Source organism: Priestia sp. RMT2NF4 (assembly GCF_047872835.1).
GTDB lineage: Bacteria > Bacillota > Bacilli > Bacillales > Bacillaceae_H > Priestia > Priestia zanthoxyli.
In genome coordinates, this window is sequence record NZ_JBLQZO010000015.1 from 13,012 (window position 1) to 36,127 (window position 23,116).

The window sequence follows — 23,116 nt, forward strand, 5'->3', positions numbered from 1 at the left end:
ATAAAACGGACATACAAGCGGATAATGCTTTTATATCAAGCTTTTGCTGCTTTTGGTATAAAAATGCTAACTTTACCTTTTCCGTACTTATTTAACCTAAAAGAAGTTGAGACATCATAATGAAATGAATCTAATTTAAAGGCGAACAACTAGTATAGATGAGCTTGTATGGAACCGCAGTTGATTTCCGTGCAAGACTTCGCTTTCCGCGGGCGGCCGCTGAGCCTCCTCGTCGCTTGCGCTCCTGCGGGGTCTCACCTGTTCCGCTTTTCCCGCAGGAGTCTTCGCCTTGCCCTCCAATCAACTGCTAGAAGGAACGAAACAGACGACACTTATTTGCCCTAACAAAAAAATAAACCATGAATCAAACATGTTAATTAATGGTTCGTTTTTTACTTGGGTTAAAATACTTTTGTCCCAGCCTCTTGGTGGAAAGTTATTTTAATTTTATTCTTCTTCATATAGACCATTAATAAATTCTTCAAATGAATGGGCGACGAAAAAAATACTGCTTTCAGGATTCTCGTATGCTAGTTCATGATTTATAAAAACGATAATAGGCCGCTGAGAGTTAGAACGGTAGTCAAAACATACATGATTATCCGCTATGTCATCTCCAAATGGGCAAATACCATCAACTAGCTGGTATTTAATATCATGATACACGTTTAAAATGTAATCCTTTTTCTCCTGATTAAAACTTAGTAAGTGGTAAAAAGAACATTCTCTCTTTCCAACATTAAATCCATCAGCTGAAGGTTCTCCACCATGATACTTTGTTACACATTCAATAAAGTGGATTGGAGACAATACATCCTATACTTTTTCTACATTCAAAATGGTTTCTAAACTTACCTCTTTTTCATCCGTTTCCCACGTAATCAATTTGCTTCCTCCATTTTGCCTTATGTATATTTAGGAATCTTTTTACTCCCATTTATAATTGCTTTTATTTGTTTCTCTATAAATCTTTTAGTATATTCCGTACTGTATTAAAAATAAAAGCCAATATAAAACACCACTACCATTCCTAATGATAGTGGTGTTTCAAACATTTTTCTTATTTTAATGTAAGCACCGCCACATTCTCCACATGTGTCGTATGCGGGAACATATCAACAGGCTGAACTTCAACCGTCTCATAGCCGCCTTTTTCTAGAATAGCTAGATCACGCGCAAGAGTTGCTGGTCCGCATGAAACATAGACAACTTTTTTCGGCTTCATCTCGATGATGGTATTTAAAAGGGCTTCGTCGCATCCTTTTCGCGGTGGATCTACGACGATGACGTCCGCTTTGATGCCTTGTTTGTACCAGTTTGGAATGACGACCTCTGCTTCGCCTACTTCGAATTCAGCGTTGTGAATACCGTTTAGCTCAGCGTTGCGCTTTGCATCTTCAATCGCTTCAGGCACGATTTCAACGCCATATACTTTTTTCGCTTTTTGAGCGAGAAATAACGAGATTGTTCCGATTCCACAGTAGGCGTCAATGACCGTTTCTTCTCCTGTTAAATCTGCATACTCGAGCGCTTTGTCATAAAGCACTTTCGTTTGCTCAGGGTTTACTTGATAGAATGATTTTGCTGAAATGGCAAATTTAACGTCGCCGATATAGTCGTAAATATATTCTTCTCCCCAAAGTACGTTCGTTTGGTTCCCTAAAATGACGTTCGTGCGCTTGCTGTTGACGTTTTGAACAATTGATTTCACGTTCGGCACGGCTTCGATAATGTCTTCTATAATACGCTTTTTGTTTGGCAACTCAGCTGTACGAGTCACAATTACAACCATAATTTCACCCGTTACAAGTCCGTAGCGCGCCATGATATGACGAAGCGAGCCTTTATGCTTTTGTTCTTGGTAAGCAGAAACCCCATGCTTTTCACAGATTGATTTGACAGCTTGAACAACATCATCATTTGCCTGCTGCTGAATCAAACAGGCATCCATGTTAATGATATCGTGGCTTCGCTGCTGATAAAATCCAGCGACCAAACCGCCTTCTCGCTCTGCTACGGGAACTTGAGCTTTGTTTCGATAGCGCCAAGGATCGTTCATTCCTAGCGTCGAATGTACCGGAACGTCAGGTAAATGGCCAATTCGCGCCATGACGTCTTTTACTTGCTTTTGTTTAAATTGCAGCTGTCCTTCATAGCTTACATGCTGCAGCTGACAGCCTCCGCACTGCTTGTATACCGGACAGGGTGCTTCAACACGCTGCTCACTAATTGTATGGTGCTTGATAAGCTTGCCAAACGCATAGCCTTTTTTTACTTTAATGACTTTTACTTGGCCGCTTTCGCCGGGCAGCGCATTTTGAACGAAAATAGGAAATCCGTTCACTTTCGCTACACCCGCTCCGTCATGCGTTAAATCTTCAAACGCAACATCTATATATTCATTTTTTTCTACAGGTGGTTTTAATTTTTCCATTTATCGTTACATCCTTTTAGTCATTTGAAAATGCTGAACTGATTGTACCATAAGAGCGAAAGCCAAACAAAGGAAAGCATGAAAAAAGATCGCAATTAGGCGATCTCATTTTTTTCCATCAATTCAGCTGTTGCTTTTGGAACAAAGATTTCTACATGGCGATATAAGTTTACAAATTCCCCAGGCAATAACCCACCGTACTCGCCATCTAGATTTAGCTGCATTTTATCATTCGTATGAATTTTAACACGGTTCGCTTTTGTATAAATAATATGAGGATCATTGATATGTTCTCCTCGCAGCGCAAGTGTCGCAATTCGAATAAACTCAGCTAAATTTGCTTTCTTTAAAATAATTAAATCAAACATGCCGTCATCTAAAGAAGAGTCTGGTGCCAGCTTTTCAAAACCGCCGACTGAGTTCGTTAAGGAAACGAGGAAGAACATAATCTCGCCGCCAAAGAATTTTCCGTCATACTCAATTTCAACGGATGTTGGTTTAATAGAAGGAAGCATTTCCATGCCTTTTAAATAGTAAGCTAGCTGTCCAAGCATTGTTTTTAACTTGCTTGGCACTTCATACGTTAATTCAGTTAAACGGCCGCCTCCGGCGATATTTACAAAGTAATGCGTTTCTCCGTCGTTTGTTACACAGCCTAAATCAATTGGCTTCGTTACACCTTCTACAATAACATCAACAGCGCCTTCAATTGTACGCGGGACATTAATGGCACGAGCAAAGTCATTGGTTGTTCCAACAGGAATAATACCTAGCTGCGGACGATAGTCTTGTCCGGCAATACCGTTTACGACTTCATTGATGGTACCGTCTCCACCGGCTGCAATTACAACATCAAAGCGGCGCTCTACTGCTACTTTGGCAGCTTCTGTTGCATCGCCAGCGCAAGTTGTAGCATGACAAGATGTTTCGTAGCCTGCTTGCTCTAGCTTTTGCAAAACTTCCGGTAAGTTTTTCTTAAAAATTTCACGGCCCGATGTCGGGTTATAAATAATTCTCGCTCTTTTCATATTCATCATCCTAATAATGATAATTTGTCACAAATCTTTGCCTACTTTTATCAGTGAAAGAATGCCCCCTCACATTACATCATCAACAAGAGGGGGCATGAACAAACATATTATAAAGAAATTAACCTTGATATACAATATTCACGTTTCGGTTTTTATTCATACCTTCAGCGCGATCGCCCTTACTCATAATAAATGTGAGATGGATACCCACCTCACATTTAGTTATCAAATTTAGCGTTTATTAATTTCTTCTAAAAGAATTTTATTAACCATCGGTGGGTTCGCTTGACCTTTTGAAGCTTTCATAATTTGACCAACTAAGAAGCCGATTGCACGATCCTTACCGTTTTTGAAATCTTCAATAGACTGAGGGTTTGCATCTAATGCATCTGTTACGAATTTACGTAAAGTTGCATCATCAGAAATTTGTACAAGACCTTTTTCTTTTACAATTTTCTTTGCATCTCCGCCATTTTCAATTAATTCTTTGAATACTTTTTTCGCAATTTTAGACGAAATTGTACCTTCTTGAATTAATTGAATCATACCAGCTAGACCTTCAGGTGTTAATGCTACATCTGAAAGTTCTTTTTGATTTGAGTTTAAGTAAGCAGAAACTTCACCCATTAACCAGTTAGAAGATAGCTTAGCATCTCCGCCTGCAGCAAGTGTTGCTTCAAAGAAATCAGACATTTCTTTTGTTAGCGTTAATACCATTGCATCATAAGCAGGTAAGCCAAGCTCTTCTACATAGCGCTTTTTACGAGCATCTGGAAGTTCAGGAATCGAAGCACGAACGCGTTCTTTCCACTCTTCGTCGATGTGTAATTCTAATAAGTCAGGCTCTGGGAAGTAGCGGTAGTCGTCAGATCCTTCTTTTACACGCATCAGAATTGTTTCACCCGTAGACTCATCAAAACGGCGTGTTTCCTGCTCGATTAGGCCACCAGACAATAACACTTTTTCTTGACGAATTTCTTCGTGTTCAAGACCGCGGCGCACATAGTTAAATGAGTTTAAGTTCTTTAGCTCAGCTTTTGTACCAAACTCTTCTTGTCCAACTGGACGTAAAGAAATATTGGCATCACAGCGAAGTGAACCTTCTTCCATTTTACAGTCAGATACGCCTGTATATTGAATGATTGATTTTAGTTTTTCTAAATAAGCATATGCTTCTTCAGGAGAACGCATATCTGCTTCCGATACAATCTCAATTAGAGGTGTACCTTGACGGTTGAAGTCTACTAGTGAATAGCCATCGCCTGTATGCGTTAACTTACCAGCATCTTCTTCTAAATGAAGTCGGTTAATACGAATGCGCTTCGTTTCACCTTTCACTTCTACTTCAATCCAACCGTTCTCGCCAATTGGTTTATCAAATTGAGAGATTTGATAAGCTTTTGGGTTATCCGGATAGAAATAGTTTTTACGATCAAACTTTGTATCTGTTGCGATTTCACAGTTTAGCGCAAGCGCCGCTTTCATTGCAAAATCAACTGCTTCTTTGTTTAACACAGGTAGTACGCCAGGATAACCTAAGTCAATTACACTTGTGTTAGCATTTGGAGCCGCACCAAATGCGTTTGGACTTGCTGAGAAAATTTTAGATTTTGTCTTAAGCTCAACGTGTACTTCAAGACCAATAATCGTTTCAAAGTTCATCTTTATCTCACCCCTTACAGTGCTGGTTTCGCTTTATGATGCTCAGTTGCTTGTTCGAATGCATGAGCAACACGATAGATTGTGCTTTCGTCGAAATGCTTACCGATAATTTGTAACCCTAATGGCAATCCATTTGATAAGCCGCAAGGCACAGAAATACCAGGTACTCCAGCAAGGTTTACTGGGATTGTTAAAATATCGTTTGCATACATTGTTAATGGATCATCTGTTTTCTCACCAATTTTGAATGATGGAGTTGGTGTAGTTGGTCCAATGATAACGTCATAGTTTTCAAATACAGACTCAAAGTCTTGCTTAATTAACGTACGTACTTGCTGTGCTTTTTTGTAGTAAGCATCATAATAACCAGAGCTTAACGCAAATGTCCCAAGCATGATACGGCGTTTTACTTCGTTTCCAAAGCCTTCGCTTCGAGACTGCTTGTACATTTCGATTAAGTTCTCAGCATTATCTGTACGGTATCCGTAGCGAACGCCGTCAAAACGAGATAAGTTAGCAGACGCTTCAGAAGAAGATAATAGATAATACGTAGCTAATGCGTATTTAGAGTGTGGAAGCGATACTTCTTCCCAAGTTGCGCCTAGTCCTTCTAACACTTTTAGTGCATCTAAAACAGACTGGCGAGCTTCTTCGCCCACACCTTCGCCTAAGTATTCTTTTGGAACAGCAATTTTAAGGCCTTTTACGTCACCTGTTAAAGCAGATACATAATCCGGTACATCAACATTAGCAGAAGTAGAATCCATTGGGTCTACGCCTGAAATTGCTTGAAGTAAGTATGCATTATCTTCAACAGAATTTGTGATTGGTCCGATTTGATCTAAAGAAGATGCAAATGCCACTAATCCGTAACGAGATACGCGACCATACGTTGGTTTTAATCCAACAACACCGCAATAAGCAGCTGGCTGACGAATTGAACCACCTGTATCAGAACCTAAAGAGAACGGAACTTCGCCTGCTGCTACAGCTGCAGCTGAACCACCGCTAGATCCACCCGGTACGTAATCTAAATTCCATGGGTTGCGCGTTAACTGAAGACCTGAGTTTTCAGTTGAAGAACCCATTGCGAATTCATCCATATTTAATTTACCGATTGTTACTGCTTCAGCTGCCTGCAGTTTTTGAACAACTGTTGCATCATAAATCGGATCAAAGTTTGCTAGAATTTTACTAGAGCAAGTTGTACGTAAATCTTTTGTGACAATATTATCTTTTACACCGATCGGCATACCAAATAATAGGCCAAATTCATCTTTTGTTTGTAATGCTTCATCTAGCTCTTTTGCATAAGCACGAGCATTGTCTTCATTAAGCGCTAAGAACGCACCTACTTTATCATCTACTTCATTAATACGTTTGTATGATTCGTCTACTAAATCTTGTACACGTACTTCTTTCTTGTGTAAAAGGCTATGTAGTTCTGAAAGTTTACGATCGAATAAAGACATCGTAAAGCCTCCTTCCTTATTCTAAAATAGTTGGTACTCGAATGTAGCCATCCTTGTGGTCTGGCGCGTTTTTTACTACGTCTTCAATTGGTAAGCCTTTAGCTGGCTTATCTTCACGCATCACGTTTTTCATATCCAATACGTGAGAAGTTGGTTTTACATTTGTAGTATCTAGCTCATCTAATTGTTCTGCATATGTAATAATAGCATCTAATTGTTTTGTAAATAGTTCTGCTTCGTCATCCGTCACCGCAAGTCTCGCTAAGTTTGCAACGTGTTTTACTTGATCAACAGAAATTCTTGACATGTTCCTTCACCTCCGAATATTCGTCCCACTACAATATACTGATAATACCAAACTTCACTAGCAACAGGCAACATTTCTGAGACTAGTTCCTAAAATATTAAAAACCCCGCCAGACAAGACAGGGCTTACATTTATCACTTCTATTTTATACCAAATCTATTTCATTCAAACAACATTCCATACTTTTCCTTCGTCATAAAATATTTCTCTCTTGCATAGGTATAAAATAACCTTCTTTTTAGAAAAGATAGATAGAAAGAGAAACATGCTTTAGAAGAACACACCACCATGTTTTAATTTCACTAGTCTTTGGGAAAGTAAAGAAAACGAATAACTACTTTACCGTAAAAGAGGTGCTATAAAAATTGAATAAAATACTTATACAGTCAGTCATCCACCAGCGCCCTGTGTATCAGCAAAGCGGAAGATGGTTTGTATTAGATGAAGAATTCAAGTGGGATTTATCCACCTTGCAAAAAGATGTTTTTGCTTGTTTAAATAAAGCCTTTCATATTCCTATCATTTTTTGTGATTCATGTGAAGCCAATAAAATTGTCTCCGCTCTTGGAGAAGAAGAAGCAGAATACCTGCAGTTTGCCTCAGGTGTTTACTGGCGAGAAGTCGGCATTATATTTATTTTTAAATTTGATGACTACCTTCCGCTTGTTGAAACCATCTTTCACGAGCTGCGTCACTATATTCAAGATCACATCCCTTATTATCAGAAAGAATTTGAGCTGGATAAAAAACGCCCGTATGAAGAGCGGACAACCGAACAAGATGCATTTGCATTTGCTGCTTATTATCTTGCTAAGTTTACGAGACAAAATTCTCACGCCATTTCTTCATAGGAGGCAATTTCATAGAATTAAAAAAAGACACTGCTTGAGCAGTGTCTTTTTTTGCTTACTCTTCGTAAATATGAACGAACGGCTTGTCTTCATCTGCTTTTCTAACAATGAGAGCTTCCGGTCCGCTTACTGAGTTAATAGAGATACTCGTTTCCATATATGAAGGGAAATGATCAAGCATTAAACCAGCAACGTACTGAGTAAATCCTACAATTTCACCTTTTCCATAAAATTGTACGGGAATATCAATCGTCATTTTTTGAAGCTGTCCATCTTTGTAATACCCTTTCCCTACTACGCTTGTAAAGTTTGGGAAATAGTCTTCGATTTGCGCTTTAAACTCATCAAACTTCATCGCATCATCTCGGTGATCTTTTGTTGCATCTGATGATGGGAATAAATAATATTGCTCGTCTAAATTATCCCAGCTGCCAACGGCCGTATCATTTGAACCTGCATTTCCGACAGCTATAAAGTTACCCGGTGTTAAAGAGGACTTAGCACTTTGTTTGAATAATGCTACTCGAACTGGAACATTTTCTAAGCCTTTGATGTTGCGCATACGCTTAACAATTTCATCTGCCATTTGCTTTCCTTGCGCTTCAATCTCTTTATTTGTAAGCTTCACTTCACGTGCATAACCATTTTCCTCTGTATAATAATGAACAGAATTCATCGCTAAGCCAATTGTGACGCCTCCAAGTTTTACCTTGTCGTCTCCGTCTTGAATAAGGTAGTCTTGTTCAGTAATGTTCGCTAAGTACATTGGACTTGTTTCGTTGCGCGTTTTCAAATCGCCTTTTTCTGTATCAATTGGGTTTAACCCAGTGTTTTTAAGCTTCTTTTTCGCCGTATCATCTTTTGCTTTGCTTTGAAGATCTTTAAACTGTTTATCACTCAGCTTACGGCTTAACCATGAGCGAATGGTATCTTTATCAAGGTACTGGCCTTCTTGATACACATATTTTTTCGGAGAATAGCTATCTGTCGATAAGCGCATTAAGCCTGTTTCAAATTCTTGCGCATCCAAGCGGTTATTTAAGTTTGCTGCGACTAAGCCTCTTGCCACTCCCGCTTTAAATGGAAGAATTGTTCGGTAATAATCATCTGAAATACTATACTTCGGAATAACTGCTTTTTCTTTCTTGTTGTTGGTTTGTTGAACAGTCTCTTTATCGTCCGAAAGGTTCGGTGCACACGCTGAAGTTACAAGCATGACCGCAAGAGAAAGTAACAATATCTTTTTCAACTACACACACCTCTTATTTATTTAATTCCGTAAGTAGCCTTGCCTCATCCCATACTTCAATTTCAAGCTCGTTAGCTTTTGTCAGTTTGGAACCAGCCTCTTCCCCTGCCACAACAAGGTCTGTCTTTTTACTTACGCTTCCTGTGACTTTACCGCCAAGTGCTTCAATTTGTGCTTTTGCCTCATTGCGAGATAGCTGTTCAAGCTTACCTGTTAATACAACGGTTTTACCAGCAAAAACAGAATCTACATTTTCTACACTTACAAGCTTGGGTCCTTTGTATGTAAGGTTTACTCCATACTCTTTTAATTCATGTATAAGTTCTTGAACCTCTTCTTGTGTAAAGTAAGCGACAATAGCATCAGCCATTTTGGCACCAATTTCATTAATTGCCACTAATTCATCATACGTTGCTTTTGTTAACTTGTCTATGGTTTCAAAGTGCTGAGCTAACGTCTTTGCAGCTTTTGCTCCAACGTGGCGAATGCCCAAACCAAAAAGCAAACGCTCAAGTGAATTTTCTTTAGAAGCTTCGATGGCCGCAATCAAATTATCAGCAGATTTCTCACCCATGCGCTCAAGCTCGATTAACTGCTGTTTTGTCAGCGTATAAATATCTGCTACATCTTTAATTAACTGTTCACGAAATAATTGTGATATAACTTTTTCACCAAGTCCATCAATGTTCATCGCATTGCGGGACACGAAATGAATAAGTCCTTCACGAATTTGAGCAGGACAGCTTGGATTAATGCAGCGAAGCGCAACTTCTCCTTCTAAACGTACCAGTTCACTTTCACATTCAGGGCAGTGAGTAGGCATCGTAAACTCTTGCTCTTCTCCCGTTCGCTTCTCTTCAATCACATTCACTACTTCAGGAATAATATCTCCTGCTTTTTTCACCACGACATAATCTCCGATGCGAATGTCCTTTTCACGAATCAAATCTTCATTGTGAAGAGACGCACGCTGTACCGTCGTACCTGCTACTTGAACCGGCTCCAAAATAGCTGTTGGCGTAATGACACCTGTCCGGCCTACCGTCAGCTCAATATTTACAAGCTTGGTTACAACTTCTTCAGCAGGAAACTTATAAGCAATAGCCCAGCGTGGACTCTTGGCCGTTGTTCCAAGCTCAGCCTGCTGATCAAATGAATCTACTTTTACAACAATGCCATCAATATCATAAGATAGTTCTGGACGTTTCGTTTGCCAGCTTTCGATATAAGCAATCACATCATCAATGGTTTCACACGTCTGTCTTTCTTTATTTGTTTTAAAGCCAAGATCATCGAGTAAATTCAAACTTTCGCTGTGAGAGTCGATTTCTAATTCTCCTGTATCAGTCATGGCATAGACAAAGATATCTAAATTACGTTTTGCCGCAATTTTAGGATCTAGCTGACGCAGTGAGCCAGCAGCTGCGTTACGGGGGTTAGCAAACGGAACTTCATCTCTTTCCATTTTTGCTTCATTAAGTGCTTCGAATGATTTCCTCGGCATAAATGCTTCTCCGCGAACTTCCATTGATAACGGTTCTTTAATTCGCAGTGGAATCGAGCGAATTGTTTTTAAGTTTTCAGTAATATTTTCACCAGTCGTACCATCTCCGCGCGTAGCACCCAGCACTAAGTATCCATCTTCATAGCGAAGAGATACAGCAAGGCCGTCAATTTTAAGTTCGCATACATAAGAAAACTCGTCTTCAACGGCTTGGCGCACTCGGCGATCAAAATCTCGAAGGTCTTCTTCATTAAATGCATTTCCTAAACTTAGCATAGACGTTTGATGCTGAACCTTCTCAAACGCATCGAGCACTTGGCCACCGATGCGCTGAGTAGGTGAGTCAGCTGTTTTTAATTCTGGAAACGATTCTTCTATTTCAATTAACTCATTCATTAATTTATCGTATTCTGCATCTGGAACAGATGGCTGATCTAACACATAATATTCATAACCATATTGATTTAATAAGTCACGTAATTCTTGAACTCGTGATTTTGCTGTCTCAAACTCCATATTCTAGCTCCTTTTCACGATTACACTTTCGTAACCGGGGCAAATTTAGCAAGCAGTCTTTTTACACCTGTAGGACTAGGAAAAGCAATGTCTAATTCTTTTGAGTCTCCTTCTCCTTTTACACTTACAACTGTACCAATTCCCCATTTTTTATGCTCGGCCTTATCTCCAACGCTCCATCCAATCGATTCACTGCCCGTTGATACAAGCTTCGTTTTTGCCACGGCCGCTTGTCGGCGCGCTGCAAACGGCGAAGCTGAAGCCCCTGAACGACCAGCAGCAGGCTTGCGCATCGTTTCATTTAAAGATTCCACAAGCTCGCTTGGGATTTCTCCAATGAAGCGCGATTTTGGATTGACGTTTGTTTTACCAAATAGTGTACGCATTTGAGCATTTAATAAATACAATTCTTGTTCAGCACGTGTAATCCCTACGTAGGCTAAGCGTCGTTCTTCTTCCATTTCATTATCTTCGAATAACGATCGGCTATGAGGGAATACGCCTTCTTCCATACCCATTAGGAAAACAACCGGGAACTCTAGACCTTTTGCTGAGTGAAGCGTCATCAGAATCACTTGTTCGTTCTCTTCTTCTTCCTCGTCGTCAAGCTTATCGATATCAGCAACAAGCGCTAAATCGGTTAAAAATGCTACTAAGCTCTTATCTTCACTTGCTTCTTCAAACGTTTTTGTAACAGATAAAAACTCATCAATATTCTCTAAGCGACTTTGTGCTTCAATTGTTTTTTCTACTTTAAGCGCTTCACGGTACCCTGTTCTTTCTAATACTTGTTCCACAAGCTCTGTTACAGACATATAGTCTTGCATTTGAGCTAAGTTTGAAATCATGGATTGGAAATCACGAAGTGCTTTTGTTGCTTTACCCGTTAACCCCATCAATTCTACTTCATCAAGCGCTTTGAAAATAGAAATGTCATGAACGTTTCCGTAATTGGCTACTTTATCGACTGAAGTAGCTCCAACTCCGCGTTTTGGAACGTTCACAATACGAGCTAAGCTAATGTCATCATCTTGGTTGGCAATTAAGCGCAAGTACGCAAGCAAATCTTTAATCTCTTTGCGGTCGTAGAACTTAATCCCGCCGACAATCGTATAGTTAATATTGGATTTTAGCAGTACTTCCTCCATTACACGCGACTGTGCATTTGTACGATACAAAATGGCAAAATCGCTATATTTACGTTTGCCGCTGTCTACTGCTTCTTTGATTTTACGTGCTACAAACTGTGCCTCATCATGCTCACTCATTGCTTGGTAATGATAAATCTTCTGGCCTTCATCGTTTTCCGTCCATAAGTTTTTCACTTTACGATTCATATTGTTTGCAATGACGCCGTTTGCCGCAGCCAAAATCGTTTTCGTTGAACGATAATTTTGTTCAAGCAAAATGGTTTTGGCTTTTGGGTAATCTTTTTCAAATGACAAGATATTTGTAATATCAGCCCCGCGCCAGCGGTAAATAGACTGATCTGAATCCCCTACTACGCATACATTTTCAAATCGTGCGGCTAGCAAGCGAACCAGCATATATTGTGCATGGTTTGTATCTTGATACTCGTCCACATGAATATATTGAAACTTGCGCTGATAGTACGTTAACACTTCAGGAACTCGTTTAAATAACTGAATCGTTGTCATAATCAAATCATCAAAATCGAGCGCTTGGTTTTTCTTTAAACGCTTTTCATACTCTTTATAGACTTTACTTACAACTTCTTCATATGGTCCTGCTGCTGTTTTATCAAATTCTTCCGCTACTTTCAGTTCATTTTTAGCTGAACTAATGCTTCCTAATAGCGAGCGCGGATCGAATTTTTTTGGGTCGATGTTTTGATCTTTTAAAATGTTTTTAATAACGGACAGCTGATCCGTTGAATCTAAAATCGTAAAGTTGCGATTAAAGCCAATACGATCAATATCTCTTCGTAAAATACGTACGCACATCGAGTGGAACGTTGAAATCCAGATATCTTCTGCCACTCCGCCAACGATACTTGCCACACGCTCTCTCATTTCACGAGCTGCTTTGTTTGTGAAGGTAATAGCTAAAATATTCCAAGGTGCAACTTCTTTTTCCGCCATTAAAAACGCAATTCGATGCGTTAATACGCGTGTTTTCCCACTTCCTGCACCGGCCATAAGTAATAATGGTCCGTCTGTTGTTTTAACTGCCTCTTGCTGCTGAGGGTTTAATCCTGTTAATAATTTTTCACTTAAAAAATTCACGTTTTCACCGCCTATATCGAACATATATTCTCTATTCTACTTTATTTATTTTTCACTGTGCAATATTCTTTTTTACCGCTTTTACCGTTTTTAATGCTTCCGATAAATTTGTATAAATAACATTTCCTACAATAACTGTATCAGCTAGCTCTCCCATCTCACTTGCTTGCTCTTTTGTCTCAATACCGCCGCCGTAAAATAACTTCGTCTCATTTAGCGAATTTTTCACTTCTGCCACTAATGCAGGGTCTCCATATGTTCCACTGTATTCTAGATAGAAAACGGGCAAATGAAACATGCGTTCAGCCATGCGAGCATACGCTACAACATCTTCTGCATCCAAATCGGTTTTCGCTTCCGTTAGCGCAGCTACTTTTGCTTCGGGGTTAAGTACGCAGTATCCTTCTACAAAAATTTCATCCCAGTCCATGATTTCACCGTATTCCTTCATCGCCGCATGATGTAAGTCAACAATCCACTTTGGATCCTTGCTGTTTAAAACGGTCGGAATGAAATAAGAATCAAAACCAGGCGTTACAGAGTCAATTGTTGATACTTCTAGCGCACACGGCACCGTGTAGCGGCGAATACGCATTAACAGCTGCAGCACATTGTCTAAAGTTACTCCGTCTGATCCTCCAACAAGAACCGCATCCGTGCCGGATTCGCAAATTTTTTCTAAATCTGCATCTGAAATTTCTTTATTAGGATCTAATTTAAAGACATGTCTCCACTCTTTAATATCATACATATAGGTTCCTCCATTTCTTTACACTTAAAAGTTCGCGCTCGTCCATTTGTTCATTATAACAAAACTAAGAGGGTGAAATGAAAGGAAAACCGAACTTTTCATCACGTTTTTTGTTTTCAAAAAATATGGATAAAAGATATGGTTTCATCCTCAAATTCCGGAAGAAAACATCACAAAAAAAGCCCATTTTGCACAAGGTTATTGTTTCTCTGCATAGGATATGCTAATATATAGCTACTAAAATTCATATGATATACGCTGAAGGATCAATAGTACTTAAATCCTCTTCACAAAGCGAACTAGGGATGGTGGGAGCCTAGAGAATGGTTTAAGGAAAAGGCAATCTGGAGTATATACAGACGAAGGTGGATACATTTTGTATCAACCAGGGTGGAACCGCGGGAAAAACTCTCGTCCCTGGGCATATTGTTGATATGCCCAGGGACGAGAGTTTTTTTGTACCCGCTCTTTTTGTTTCGCTTGAATTACTACCATTTACAGGAGGAATTAGAATGTCAAAAACAATGGATCAAATCGTATCTCACGCCAAACATCGCGGCTTTGTATTTCAAGGTTCTGAAATTTACGGCGGTCTTGCAAATACATGGGATTACGGCCCGCTTGGCGTAGAATTAAAAAACAATATTAAAAAAGCATGGTGGAAAAAATTCATTCAAGAATCTCCATATAACGTTGGTTTAGACGCTGCGATTTTAATGAATCCAAAAACATGGGAAGCTTCTGGTCACTTAGGAAACTTTAATGACCCAATGATCGACTGTAAGGATTGTAAAGCTCGTCACCGTGCTGATAAATTAATTGAAGAAAAGCTTCAAGAAAAAGGCATTGAAATGATCGTAGACGGCCTTTCATTTGATGCAATGGCTGACTTAATTAAAGAACATGAAATTACATGTCCTGAGTGTGGTTCAGCTAACTTCACTGAAATTCGTCAATTTAACTTAATGTTCAAAACGCACCAAGGTGTAACTGAAACATCAACAAATGAAATTTACCTTCGTCCTGAAACAGCTCAAGGTATTTTCGTAAACTTTAAAAACGTTCAGCGCTCAATGCGTAAAAAGCTTCCATTCGGTATCGGCCAAGTGGGTAAAAGCTTCCGTAACGAAATTACACCTGGTAACTTCACATTCCGTACACGTGAATTTGAACAAATGGAGCTTGAATTCTTCTGTAAACCAGGCACTGAATTAGAATGGTTTAACTACTGGAAAGAAACATGTAACAAATGGCTTCTTTCTCTTGGCATGAAAGAAGAAAACGTTCGTCTTCGCGACCATGATGATGATGAACTTTCTCACTACAGTAATGCAACAACAGACTTTGAATACAAATTCCCATTCGGCTGGGGCGAACTATGGGGCGTAGCTTCTCGTACAGACTATGACTTAAAGCAGCATATGGAACACTCTGGAGAAGACTTCCAATACGTTGATCAAGAAACAAACGAACGCTATGTACCTTACTGCATCGAGCCTTCTTTAGGTGCTGACCGTGTAACATTGGCTTATATGATTGATGCATATGAAGAAGAAACGTTAGAAGACGGCTCATCTCGTACAGTAATGCAGCTTCACCCTGCTTTAGCACCATTTAAAGCTGCTGTATTGCCACTTTCTAAAAAGCTTTCTAACGAAGCGCGCGCTGTCTTTGAAGATTTAGCAAAACACTTTATGATTGACTACGATGATGCTGGTTCAATCGGTAAACGTTACCGTCGCCATGATGAAATCGGTACGCCTTTCTGTATTACATTCGACTTCGATTCATTAGAAGACAATCAAGTAACAATTCGTAACCGCGACACAATGGAACAAAAACGTGTAGCAATTAGCGACCTGAAAAATATCATTGAAGAAGCAACTCAATTTTAATTAAAAAAATAAGCGTATGGCTGCTTCAGCCATACGCTTTACTTTTGATTTGAATCTTCTTGAAGGCGTTCTAACACCATTTGATACGCATCGCTTCCATAATTCAAGCAGCGTTTAACACGGGAAATAGTCGCTGTGCTTGCTCCAGTTTCCGTCTCAATTTTATGGTACGTGTTGCCTTCTCTTAGCATTCTTGCTACTTCTAAGCGCTGTGCTAATGATTGAATTTCATTAACTGTACATAGGTCATCAAAAAATTGATAGCATTCTTCAATGTTTTCTAATGATAAAATCGCTTGAAATAGCTGATCTAATTCTTTTCCTCGTAGTTTGTTGATTTGCATCGTATCGAACTCCTTTATCATTGGCTTTCTTTACTAGTTGTTTCTATCTATAAAATACAGTTTCTATATTTATTTGCACATACATTCATTCTGTATGAAGACAGCCAATTTCATACAAATTTCAAATTCCTTTGATACTTTTATATTTTAACGCATTATAGACGGAAAAAGTACTTTTTTATTCATAACGTCATAAATTCCTACTGGCGTGATACGAATATAAGGCAAATGTGTAGACGAAAAGAACAGCAGTGAATAGACAGGATCATCGTGTTTGTATCCTCGCTCACCCAGCACTTTCTTGAGTTCCACCTCTCGTTTACTTAGCTCTTCCATCGGCAGATTCGACATGACTCCTTTTAACGGAAGATCCAGTTCATATACTACTTTCTCACCTTCTGTAATAACAATACCGCCGCCAATTTCTTTCATACGTTTGAATGCACACATCATATCTTTTTTCGATTTTCCAATTAAAATAAAATCACCTGTATTTGAAAACGAACTCGCCATTCCCGATACATTTGTCGCAAATCCTTTTAACAGCGTATTGATGCGCCACTTGCCTTCTCGGTCCACCAGCACTAAAAAGCTTTCATCATGATCAGAGGCTAATACATCTCCGCTCACATTTAAGTGAATTGAATACGGCTCCATAATAACAGCATTTTTCATTTTGACGCCTACTGGCATTGAAAATTGAAAATCGTCCATCGTTAAATCAAAGTCTAACTTTAACGGTGAAAAACCAAACTTTTCCCAAGGAAATTCCACCGAGGCTAATGCTTGTTCTTTGCCTTCTTTTTTCATCCACTTTCCTTTTGCTAGCACAGATACCGGAGTAGGCCGCATAGGATCTTCTAAAATATTAATATTAGCCACACAGCCTGTTGCTACATGCCCGTGCAAATGTTCCATGTTGTAATAGCGGGCAATATTTACAGACACCATATTATAAGCATCTAACACAGGAACTCCTTCTGAAATAGCTAATGTAATTAACATATCTGACACGCCGTTTTGGTAAAAAGAAGGCGGAGAACCGTCTGTATTCATGGTAATATGGTCAAAATAATCTACCTGCAGCTCTTTTAACTCCTGCAGCAGTTTTGGCAAATCTGGCCGAATGGAAGAGTGGCGCAAAGCAACGTCATAGCCTTGCGTTAACCGAGCAACAACATCTTCCCCTGTCATAGACTCATGATCGCTGTCTGCCCCGAGCAATTTCATTTTTGCTAAGGTAAATGCTGACGCCCCCGGGAAATGTCCTTCAATATGCTTCCTCATCCGCTTTGTCTCTTGAACCCAGTGAAGCATTAAATCATCTCCGTCTAAAAGCTTCGGCCAACTTGTCAGTTCGCCTCCTTGTAAGACAGCTTCATTTTGTAGCCAAGAAGTAATGTTTGTATGTGAGAAGATATCAGCCTCTTCATCAATTTCTGTCTGCGAATCAAATCTGCACCACCAATACAGTGACTGTGGTAACGTTTTCATTTCTTCAATCAATGAAAATGCCGTTTTTTGTTTAAGCTGTAAAGCGAGAATTAAATTATCATTAAATAAAGTGGTTGTTCCGTGCTTGGCTGCATATTGGGAAAAAGTCTGGGGATTATATAACTGAAACGGGTGAACATGCGGCTCAATATACCCAGGAACCACATATTTCTCACTGCAGTCTATAATCTCTGTAGAAGCGTCTGTGTGCTTAGGCATCTCTGAGCCAACGTATACAATACGATCTTGGTAAACCCAAATATGTGCTTTTTTCCACTGCTTCATTCGAGCGTTCAAATATGTTGCATCTTTTAAGACAATAGTTGGTGCTTTTTGACCGTTTAATACTAAAAGCTGCTGTCTAATATGTTTGCTTTTCCAGCGGTATCTCTGTTCCGGCATGCTAAATTCCCCCTAATTTACTATGTATTTTTATCGTAACACATCCGTGATGTAAACGCATTCAGAAACTGTTATTAATTTTATGAATAAAGGTGATAAAACATGAAACCAAATATCGGTATTGTTAACGCATTAATTCGACTTACACTGGGCTTTACCCTTCTTTCTTGGACAACATCTCGTTTATCTCGCAGGCCGTACAAAGATTCATACATCTTCTTAGGGTTAATGGGAGCTTTAAAAGTTGCAGAAGGCATCACGCGTTTTTGCCCCCTTACGTACGCATATGATTCGTGTCAAAAACACGATGAACATGAACACCATCCAAATGGAAACGAAGAAACGTATAATCCTTCATAAGGTAAAAAGGAGAGCCGGAGCTCTCCTTTTTTATTTTAAAGCTGCTTTTGCTAATGCACGATGGCCGATGTCTTTGCGATAGAAAAAGCCTTTTTCTACATCGATATGAGCCATTTGTTTGTATACTTCTTGCTGCGCTTCTTGAAGAGTTGCTCCTTTGGCACCTACTAATAGAACGCGGCCGCCGTTCGAAACGTATGTGTCGTTTTCTAAAGCCGTACCAGCGTGGAAAACAAGCGCGTCTTCACTGATCGCATCCAATCCGTTAATTGGCGCACCCTTTTGATAATCTTCTGGGTAACCCGCTGCTGCTAATACAATTCCAATAGCTGCTTCGTTATCCCATTCAATTTCTACTTTTTCTTCTTTCAAAATGCGAAGAAGCACATCGACTAAATCGCTTTTCATACGGGGCAGTACAACCTGTGTTTCAGGATCTCCAAAACGCGCATTAAATTCAATCACTTTTGGTCCTTTTTGTGTTTGAATCAGACCAGCATATAGAATTCCCGTATACTCACAGCCTTCTTCAGCTAATCCTTTAGCCATTGGAAGTAAGATGTTTTCTACAGCCTCTTGTACTTCTGCATCACTAATTTGCGGAACAGGAGAGTAAGCTCCCATGCCTCCTGTGTTCGGACCTTGATCGCCGTCAAAAGCACGCTTATGATCTTGTGCAATTACCATTGGATACACATTTGTCCCGCGTACGAATGCCATTAATGAAAATTCTTCACCATCCAAAAATTCTTCTACAACTACTTTGGCACTTGCTTCTTTAAATTTTTGGTCAACTAGAAAATCACGTAATGTATCTACAGCTTCTTCTACTGTTAAAGCAACAGTTACACCTTTACCAGCTGCTAAGCCGTCTGCTTTAATAACAATTGGAGCGCCTTGCTTTTCCACATATGCTTTTGCTTCCTCGTAAGACGTAAATGTTTCATACGCTGCGGTTGGAATATCATACTTTTTCATGAGCTCTTTTGCAAAGCTTTTGCTTCCTTCAATCATCGCTGCTTGTTTGCGCGGTCCAAAGACCGGAAGACCTTCTTGTTCGAATCGATCAACAATGCCTTCAATTAGCGGATTTTCTGGTCCAACAATTGTTAATCCAATCTTATTTTCTTTTGCAAACTGCACAAGCTCTTCTTGGCTGCTTTCATCGATTGGTACAATCGTTGCCACATCTCTCATGCCTGGGTTTCCTGGTGCTACAAACACTTCGTTAACAAGTGGACTTTTTGAAGCTTTCCATGCAATTGTATGCTCTCTTCCGCCTTTTCCAATAACTAAAACATTCACGTTCTTCACCTCATTAATGTTTAAAATGTCTTACGCCTGTAAATACCATTGCAATGCCGTATTCATCTGCTTTTGCAATTGACTCTTCATCACGAATTGATCCGCCTGGCTGAATAATAGCTGTGATTCCTGCTTTAGCTGCTGCTTCTACTGTATCGCCCATTGGGAAGAAAGCATCTGAACCTAAAGCTGAACCTTGTGCTTTTTCACCAGCTTGTTCAATTGCAATTTTTGCAGCGCCCACGCGATTCATTTGACCAGCACCTACGCCAATTGTCATGTCATCTTTTGCAAGTACAATAGCATTAGACTTAACATTTTTAACAACTTTCCATGCTAATTTTAAATCTGCCCACTCTTTTTCTGTTGGCTCGCGTTTCGTTGGAACAGTAATCGTTGCATCATCAAATCCGAATACGTCTTCATCCTGAACAAGCACGCCGCCTTTTACAGACGTTAAGAAAGCTTCTTTTTCTGCTTTTTCATCAAGCTCTATCGTTAGTAAACGAAGGTTTTTCTTAGCTGTTAATACATCTAATGCTTCTTGATCGAACGCAGGAGCAATGATAATTTCTAAGAAAATTTCTTTTAACTGAATAGCCGTTTCACGGTCGATAGGACGGTTAGCTGCTACGATGCCGCCAAAGATAGATGTAGGATCCGCTTCATATGCTTTTTGATAAGCTTGAGCAATTGTTTCACCCACACCTACACCGCAAGGATTCATATGTTTGATCGCTACGATAGCCGGCTCTTTGAATTCTTTTACGATTTGAAGAGCTGCGTTTGCATCGTTGATATTATTGTATGATAACTCTTTTCCATGCAGCTGCGTAGCTGTTGCAATAGAACCTTTTTGTGTTAACGGCTTTTTATAAAAAGAAGCTTGTTGGTGAGGGTTTTCTCCGTATCGTAAGCCTTGAACGCGCTCATACGTTACTGTTAATTTCTCAGGAGTTGTTTCACCTGTAATGTTTGTTAAGTATTCAGCGATTAATGCATCATAAGCTGCCGTATGACGGAATACTTTTGCTGCTAATCGTTGGTTGGTTTCAAATGAAACATTGCCATCCGCTTTTAACTCTTCTACTACGGTTGCGTAATCGCTTGGATCTACTACAACTGAGACAGAACGATAGTTTTTCGCAGCTGAACGAAGCATTGTAGGTCCACCGATGTCAATATTCTCAATCGCTTCAGCAAGCGTTACATCCTCTTTTTCAATTGTCTTTTTAAATGGATATAAGTTTACAACTACAAAGTCGATTGGCGAGATATTATGCTCTTTCATTTGAGCTTGATGCTCTTCATTATCGCGTAACGCTAATAAAGCACCGTGAACGTTAGGATGCAATGTTTTTAAACGGCCGTCTAAAATTTCTGGGAAACCAGTTACTTCAGAGATTCCGATAACGTCAATGCCGTTTTCTTCTAGGGTACGCTTTGTACCGCCAGTTGAAATAATTTCTACTCCTAAGTCCTTTAATTCTTGTGCAAATGAAACAATACCTTCTTTATCAGATACGCTAATAAGCGCGCGTTTTGCTGTCATTTTGTAAACTCCTCCTGATCCGATCTCTCATTTAAAATCTTTCTTTCACTACTACTCTACCATAGTAAAGGATTAAAACTTTTTTGACAAGGTTACATCCTATTTATTTAACTGCGGCTTGTTCAAATAATTCATTCAGTACCGCGGGATAAAATTGATGTTCAATTTCATGAATACGGGCCTCAACTGTTTCTCTTGTATCGCCTTTTTCAATGCGAATAGCCTGCTGGTCAATAATTGGTCCTGTATCCATGCCTTCATCTACAAAATGCACGGTAATTCCAATCACTTTTACTCCTGCATCAAAAGCTTGACCAATAGCATCAATCCCAGGAAATGCAGGTAAAAGCGAAGGGTGGATATTAACAATACGATTTTTGTATGGCTTAAGCAACGTCGAACCAACTAATCGCATATATCCTGCTAAAACAAGAAATTCTACTTTAGCTGATGTAAGCTCTGCAAGAATTGCTGCTTCATACGCTTCTTTATTTTCATAGTTTTTAGGCGAACAAACAAAGCATGGTATTCCACATGCTTTTGCTCGTTCAATTACGTATGCATCCGGTTTATTACAAACAACAAGCGCAATATTTGCTTTTAATCGACCTGACTGAGTTGCTTCGTAGATGGATTGAAAGTTACTGCCGTTTCCAGAAGCAAACACTGCAATATTTATCATGCAAACGTCCCTCCAGCAAATTCAACACCTGTTCCTTCTTTGACACGTCCGATAACAAATGCTTTTTCGCCTTCGTTTTCAATTGCTTCAATGACTTTATTCATATCTTCAGGTTCAACAGCTAAAACAAATCCGATTCCCATATTGAATACTTCGAACATTTCTTTACGGTCTAGCTTGCCTTGCTCTTCAAGGAAATCAAACACGTATGGAATTGGCCAAGAACCGTAATCGATTTCTACACCTAAACCTTCAGGAAGCATACGAGGGATATTTTCAACAAATCCGCCTCCAGTAATATGAGCCATACCTGCAATCTTAGCTGCATGTAATGCTTTTAGGACCGGCTTCACGTATATTTTTGTTGGCGTTAATAACTCAACTCCGAGCTTTTCATTAAAACCAGCGTAAGTTTCGTGAAGATTTAACCCTTGATCATCAACAATTTTACGTACAAGAGAGTAGCCGTTGCTGTGAATACCGCTAGATGAGATACCGATCAACAGCTGTCCAGCTTTAATCTCATCTCCAGTAATAATTTCTGACTTTTCTACCGCTCCTACTGTAAACCCTGCAAGATCATATTCATCTTCTTCGTATAAACCTGGCATTTCAGCTGTTTCTCCGCCAATTAACGCACAGTTGGACTGTTCACAGCCGTCTGCAATTCCTTTTACAATCGATTCAATTTTTTCAGGAACTGCTTTCCCGCAAGCAATATAATCTAAGAAGTAGAGAGGCTCTGCTCCTTGTGCTAAAACGTCGTTTACACACATGGCCACTGCATCCACACCGATTGTGTCATGCTTATCCATTTGAAAAGCAAGTTTCAATTTTGTTCCTACTCCATCTGTACCAGAAACAAGAACAGGCTCTTTTAAATTCAATGTAGATAAATCGAACATTCCGCCAAAGCCGCCGACTGTTCCCATAATACCTGCACGAGCAGTTCGTTCTACGTGCTTTTTAATACGTGAAACAGCTTCATATCCTGCTTCTAAGTCAACTCCAGCTTGTTTATATGAATATGACATGTTGTCACTCCTTTTTTACGTTAAA

The 23,116-nt window shown here is 39.5% G+C and carries 20 protein-coding genes; 3 read left to right on the forward strand and 17 right to left on the reverse strand.

The window, feature by feature from the left end:
• Positions 1 to 130: 130 nt before the first annotated feature.
• From ACMX9J_RS26605 to gatC, 7 genes are all read right to left on the reverse strand, one after another.
• The gene (locus ACMX9J_RS26605) at positions 131 to 304 is read right to left on the reverse strand and encodes a hypothetical protein (protein WP_165635405.1); all 174 of its coding nucleotides are present in this window, start codon (positions 302 to 304) and stop codon (positions 131 to 133) included.
• 143 nt (positions 305 to 447) lie between these two features.
• Positions 448 to 810: an SMI1/KNR4 family protein gene (locus ACMX9J_RS26610; RefSeq protein ID WP_416226408.1), complete on the reverse strand. Its 363-nt coding sequence runs from the start codon at positions 808 to 810 to the stop codon at positions 448 to 450.
• Positions 811 to 1,060: 250 nt separating this feature from the next.
• The gene (gene rlmD / locus ACMX9J_RS26615) at positions 1,061 to 2,434 is read right to left on the reverse strand and encodes a 23S rRNA (uracil(1939)-C(5))-methyltransferase RlmD (protein WP_047751760.1); all 1,374 of its coding nucleotides are present in this window, start codon (positions 2,432 to 2,434) and stop codon (positions 1,061 to 1,063) included.
• Positions 2,435 to 2,529: 95 nt separating this feature from the next.
• Entirely contained in the window at positions 2,530 to 3,462 is a 933-nt protein-coding gene (locus ACMX9J_RS26620; protein WP_028410196.1) for a diacylglycerol kinase, read from the reverse strand.
• Positions 3,463 to 3,696: 234 nt separating this feature from the next.
• Entirely contained in the window at positions 3,697 to 5,127 is a 1,431-nt protein-coding gene (gene gatB, locus ACMX9J_RS26625; RefSeq protein WP_013055057.1) for an Asp-tRNA(Asn)/Glu-tRNA(Gln) amidotransferase subunit GatB, read from the reverse strand.
• A gap of 14 nt (positions 5,128 to 5,141) precedes the next feature.
• Positions 5,142 to 6,599: an Asp-tRNA(Asn)/Glu-tRNA(Gln) amidotransferase subunit GatA gene (gatA, locus tag ACMX9J_RS26630; protein WP_013055056.1), complete on the reverse strand. Its 1,458-nt coding sequence runs from the start codon at positions 6,597 to 6,599 to the stop codon at positions 5,142 to 5,144.
• A gap of 16 nt (positions 6,600 to 6,615) precedes the next feature.
• A complete protein-coding gene (gatC, locus tag ACMX9J_RS26635; protein WP_013055055.1) occupies positions 6,616 to 6,906 on the reverse strand; it encodes an Asp-tRNA(Asn)/Glu-tRNA(Gln) amidotransferase subunit GatC in 291 nt (96 codons plus the stop codon).
• 365 nt (positions 6,907 to 7,271) lie between these two features.
• Here gatC and ACMX9J_RS26640 point away from each other — a divergent pair, with 365 nt between their 5' ends.
• Positions 7,272 to 7,757 carry a DUF3920 family protein gene (locus tag ACMX9J_RS26640; RefSeq protein ID WP_047751762.1) on the forward strand — a complete coding sequence of 162 codons (486 nt, stop codon included), beginning with the start codon at positions 7,272 to 7,274 and terminating at the stop codon, positions 7,755 to 7,757.
• 55 nt (positions 7,758 to 7,812) lie between these two features.
• On the opposite strand, the gene ACMX9J_RS26645 is transcribed toward ACMX9J_RS26640, so the two are convergent.
• Genes ACMX9J_RS26645 through ACMX9J_RS26660 form a run of 4 tightly spaced genes read right to left on the reverse strand, consistent with a single transcriptional unit; the run spans position 7,813 to position 14,023 of the window.
• Positions 7,813 to 9,006, reverse strand: a complete 1,194-nt coding sequence (locus tag ACMX9J_RS26645; protein WP_182029377.1) for a CamS family sex pheromone protein — start codon at positions 9,004 to 9,006, stop codon at positions 7,813 to 7,815.
• Positions 9,007 to 9,019: 13 nt separating this feature from the next.
• A complete protein-coding gene (gene ligA / locus ACMX9J_RS26650; RefSeq protein ID WP_028412523.1) occupies positions 9,020 to 11,026 on the reverse strand; it encodes an NAD-dependent DNA ligase LigA in 2,007 nt (668 codons plus the stop codon).
• A gap of 20 nt (positions 11,027 to 11,046) precedes the next feature.
• Entirely contained in the window at positions 11,047 to 13,272 is a 2,226-nt protein-coding gene (pcrA, locus tag ACMX9J_RS26655; protein WP_028412524.1) for a DNA helicase PcrA, read from the reverse strand.
• A 52-nt stretch (positions 13,273 to 13,324) separates the two neighbouring features.
• Complete coding sequence (locus tag ACMX9J_RS26660) at positions 13,325 to 14,023, reverse strand: heptaprenylglyceryl phosphate synthase (protein WP_033580830.1); 699 nt, start codon at positions 14,021 to 14,023, stop codon at positions 13,325 to 13,327.
• Between the two features lie 512 nt (positions 14,024 to 14,535).
• On the opposite strand from ACMX9J_RS26660, the gene ACMX9J_RS26665 reads away from it, so the two are divergent.
• Entirely contained in the window at positions 14,536 to 15,918 is a 1,383-nt protein-coding gene (locus ACMX9J_RS26665) for a glycine--tRNA ligase (protein ID WP_028412526.1), read from the forward strand.
• A gap of 38 nt (positions 15,919 to 15,956) precedes the next feature.
• On the opposite strand, the gene ACMX9J_RS26670 is transcribed toward ACMX9J_RS26665, so the two are convergent.
• Together ACMX9J_RS26670 and ACMX9J_RS26675 are read right to left on the reverse strand one after the other, a co-directional pair.
• Positions 15,957 to 16,262, reverse strand: a complete 306-nt coding sequence (locus ACMX9J_RS26670) for a YerC/YecD family TrpR-related protein (protein ID WP_013055048.1) — start codon at positions 16,260 to 16,262, stop codon at positions 15,957 to 15,959.
• A gap of 147 nt (positions 16,263 to 16,409) precedes the next feature.
• On the reverse strand, positions 16,410 to 18,158 hold the full coding sequence (locus ACMX9J_RS26675) for an adenine deaminase C-terminal domain-containing protein (RefSeq protein ID WP_416226409.1): 1,749 nt from the start codon (positions 18,156 to 18,158) through the stop codon (positions 16,410 to 16,412).
• Positions 18,159 to 18,260: 102 nt separating this feature from the next.
• On the opposite strand from ACMX9J_RS26675, the gene ACMX9J_RS26680 reads away from it, so the two are divergent.
• A complete protein-coding gene (locus tag ACMX9J_RS26680) occupies positions 18,261 to 18,518 on the forward strand; it encodes a DUF2892 domain-containing protein (RefSeq protein WP_016762773.1) in 258 nt (85 codons plus the stop codon).
• Between the two features lie 30 nt (positions 18,519 to 18,548).
• On the opposite strand, the gene purD is transcribed toward ACMX9J_RS26680, so the two are convergent.
• The 4 genes from purD to purM form a co-directional block, all read right to left on the reverse strand.
• On the reverse strand, positions 18,549 to 19,823 hold the full coding sequence (gene purD, locus ACMX9J_RS26685) for a phosphoribosylamine--glycine ligase (RefSeq protein ID WP_033580832.1): 1,275 nt from the start codon (positions 19,821 to 19,823) through the stop codon (positions 18,549 to 18,551).
• Positions 19,824 to 19,836: 13 nt separating this feature from the next.
• Positions 19,837 to 21,375 (reverse strand): bifunctional phosphoribosylaminoimidazolecarboxamide formyltransferase/IMP cyclohydrolase, encoded by a 1,539-nt coding sequence (gene purH / locus ACMX9J_RS26690; protein WP_025752921.1) that lies wholly within the window; start codon positions 21,373 to 21,375, stop codon positions 19,837 to 19,839.
• Between the two features lie 103 nt (positions 21,376 to 21,478).
• Positions 21,479 to 22,057, reverse strand: coding sequence for a phosphoribosylglycinamide formyltransferase (gene purN / locus ACMX9J_RS26695; protein WP_014461934.1), 579 nt, complete (start codon positions 22,055 to 22,057; stop codon positions 21,479 to 21,481).
• Entirely contained in the window at positions 22,054 to 23,091 is a 1,038-nt protein-coding gene (gene purM, locus ACMX9J_RS26700; RefSeq protein ID WP_028412529.1) for a phosphoribosylformylglycinamidine cyclo-ligase, read from the reverse strand. The genes purN and purM overlap by 4 nt, the downstream gene beginning before the upstream one ends.
• Positions 23,092 to 23,116: the final 25 nt, after the last annotated feature.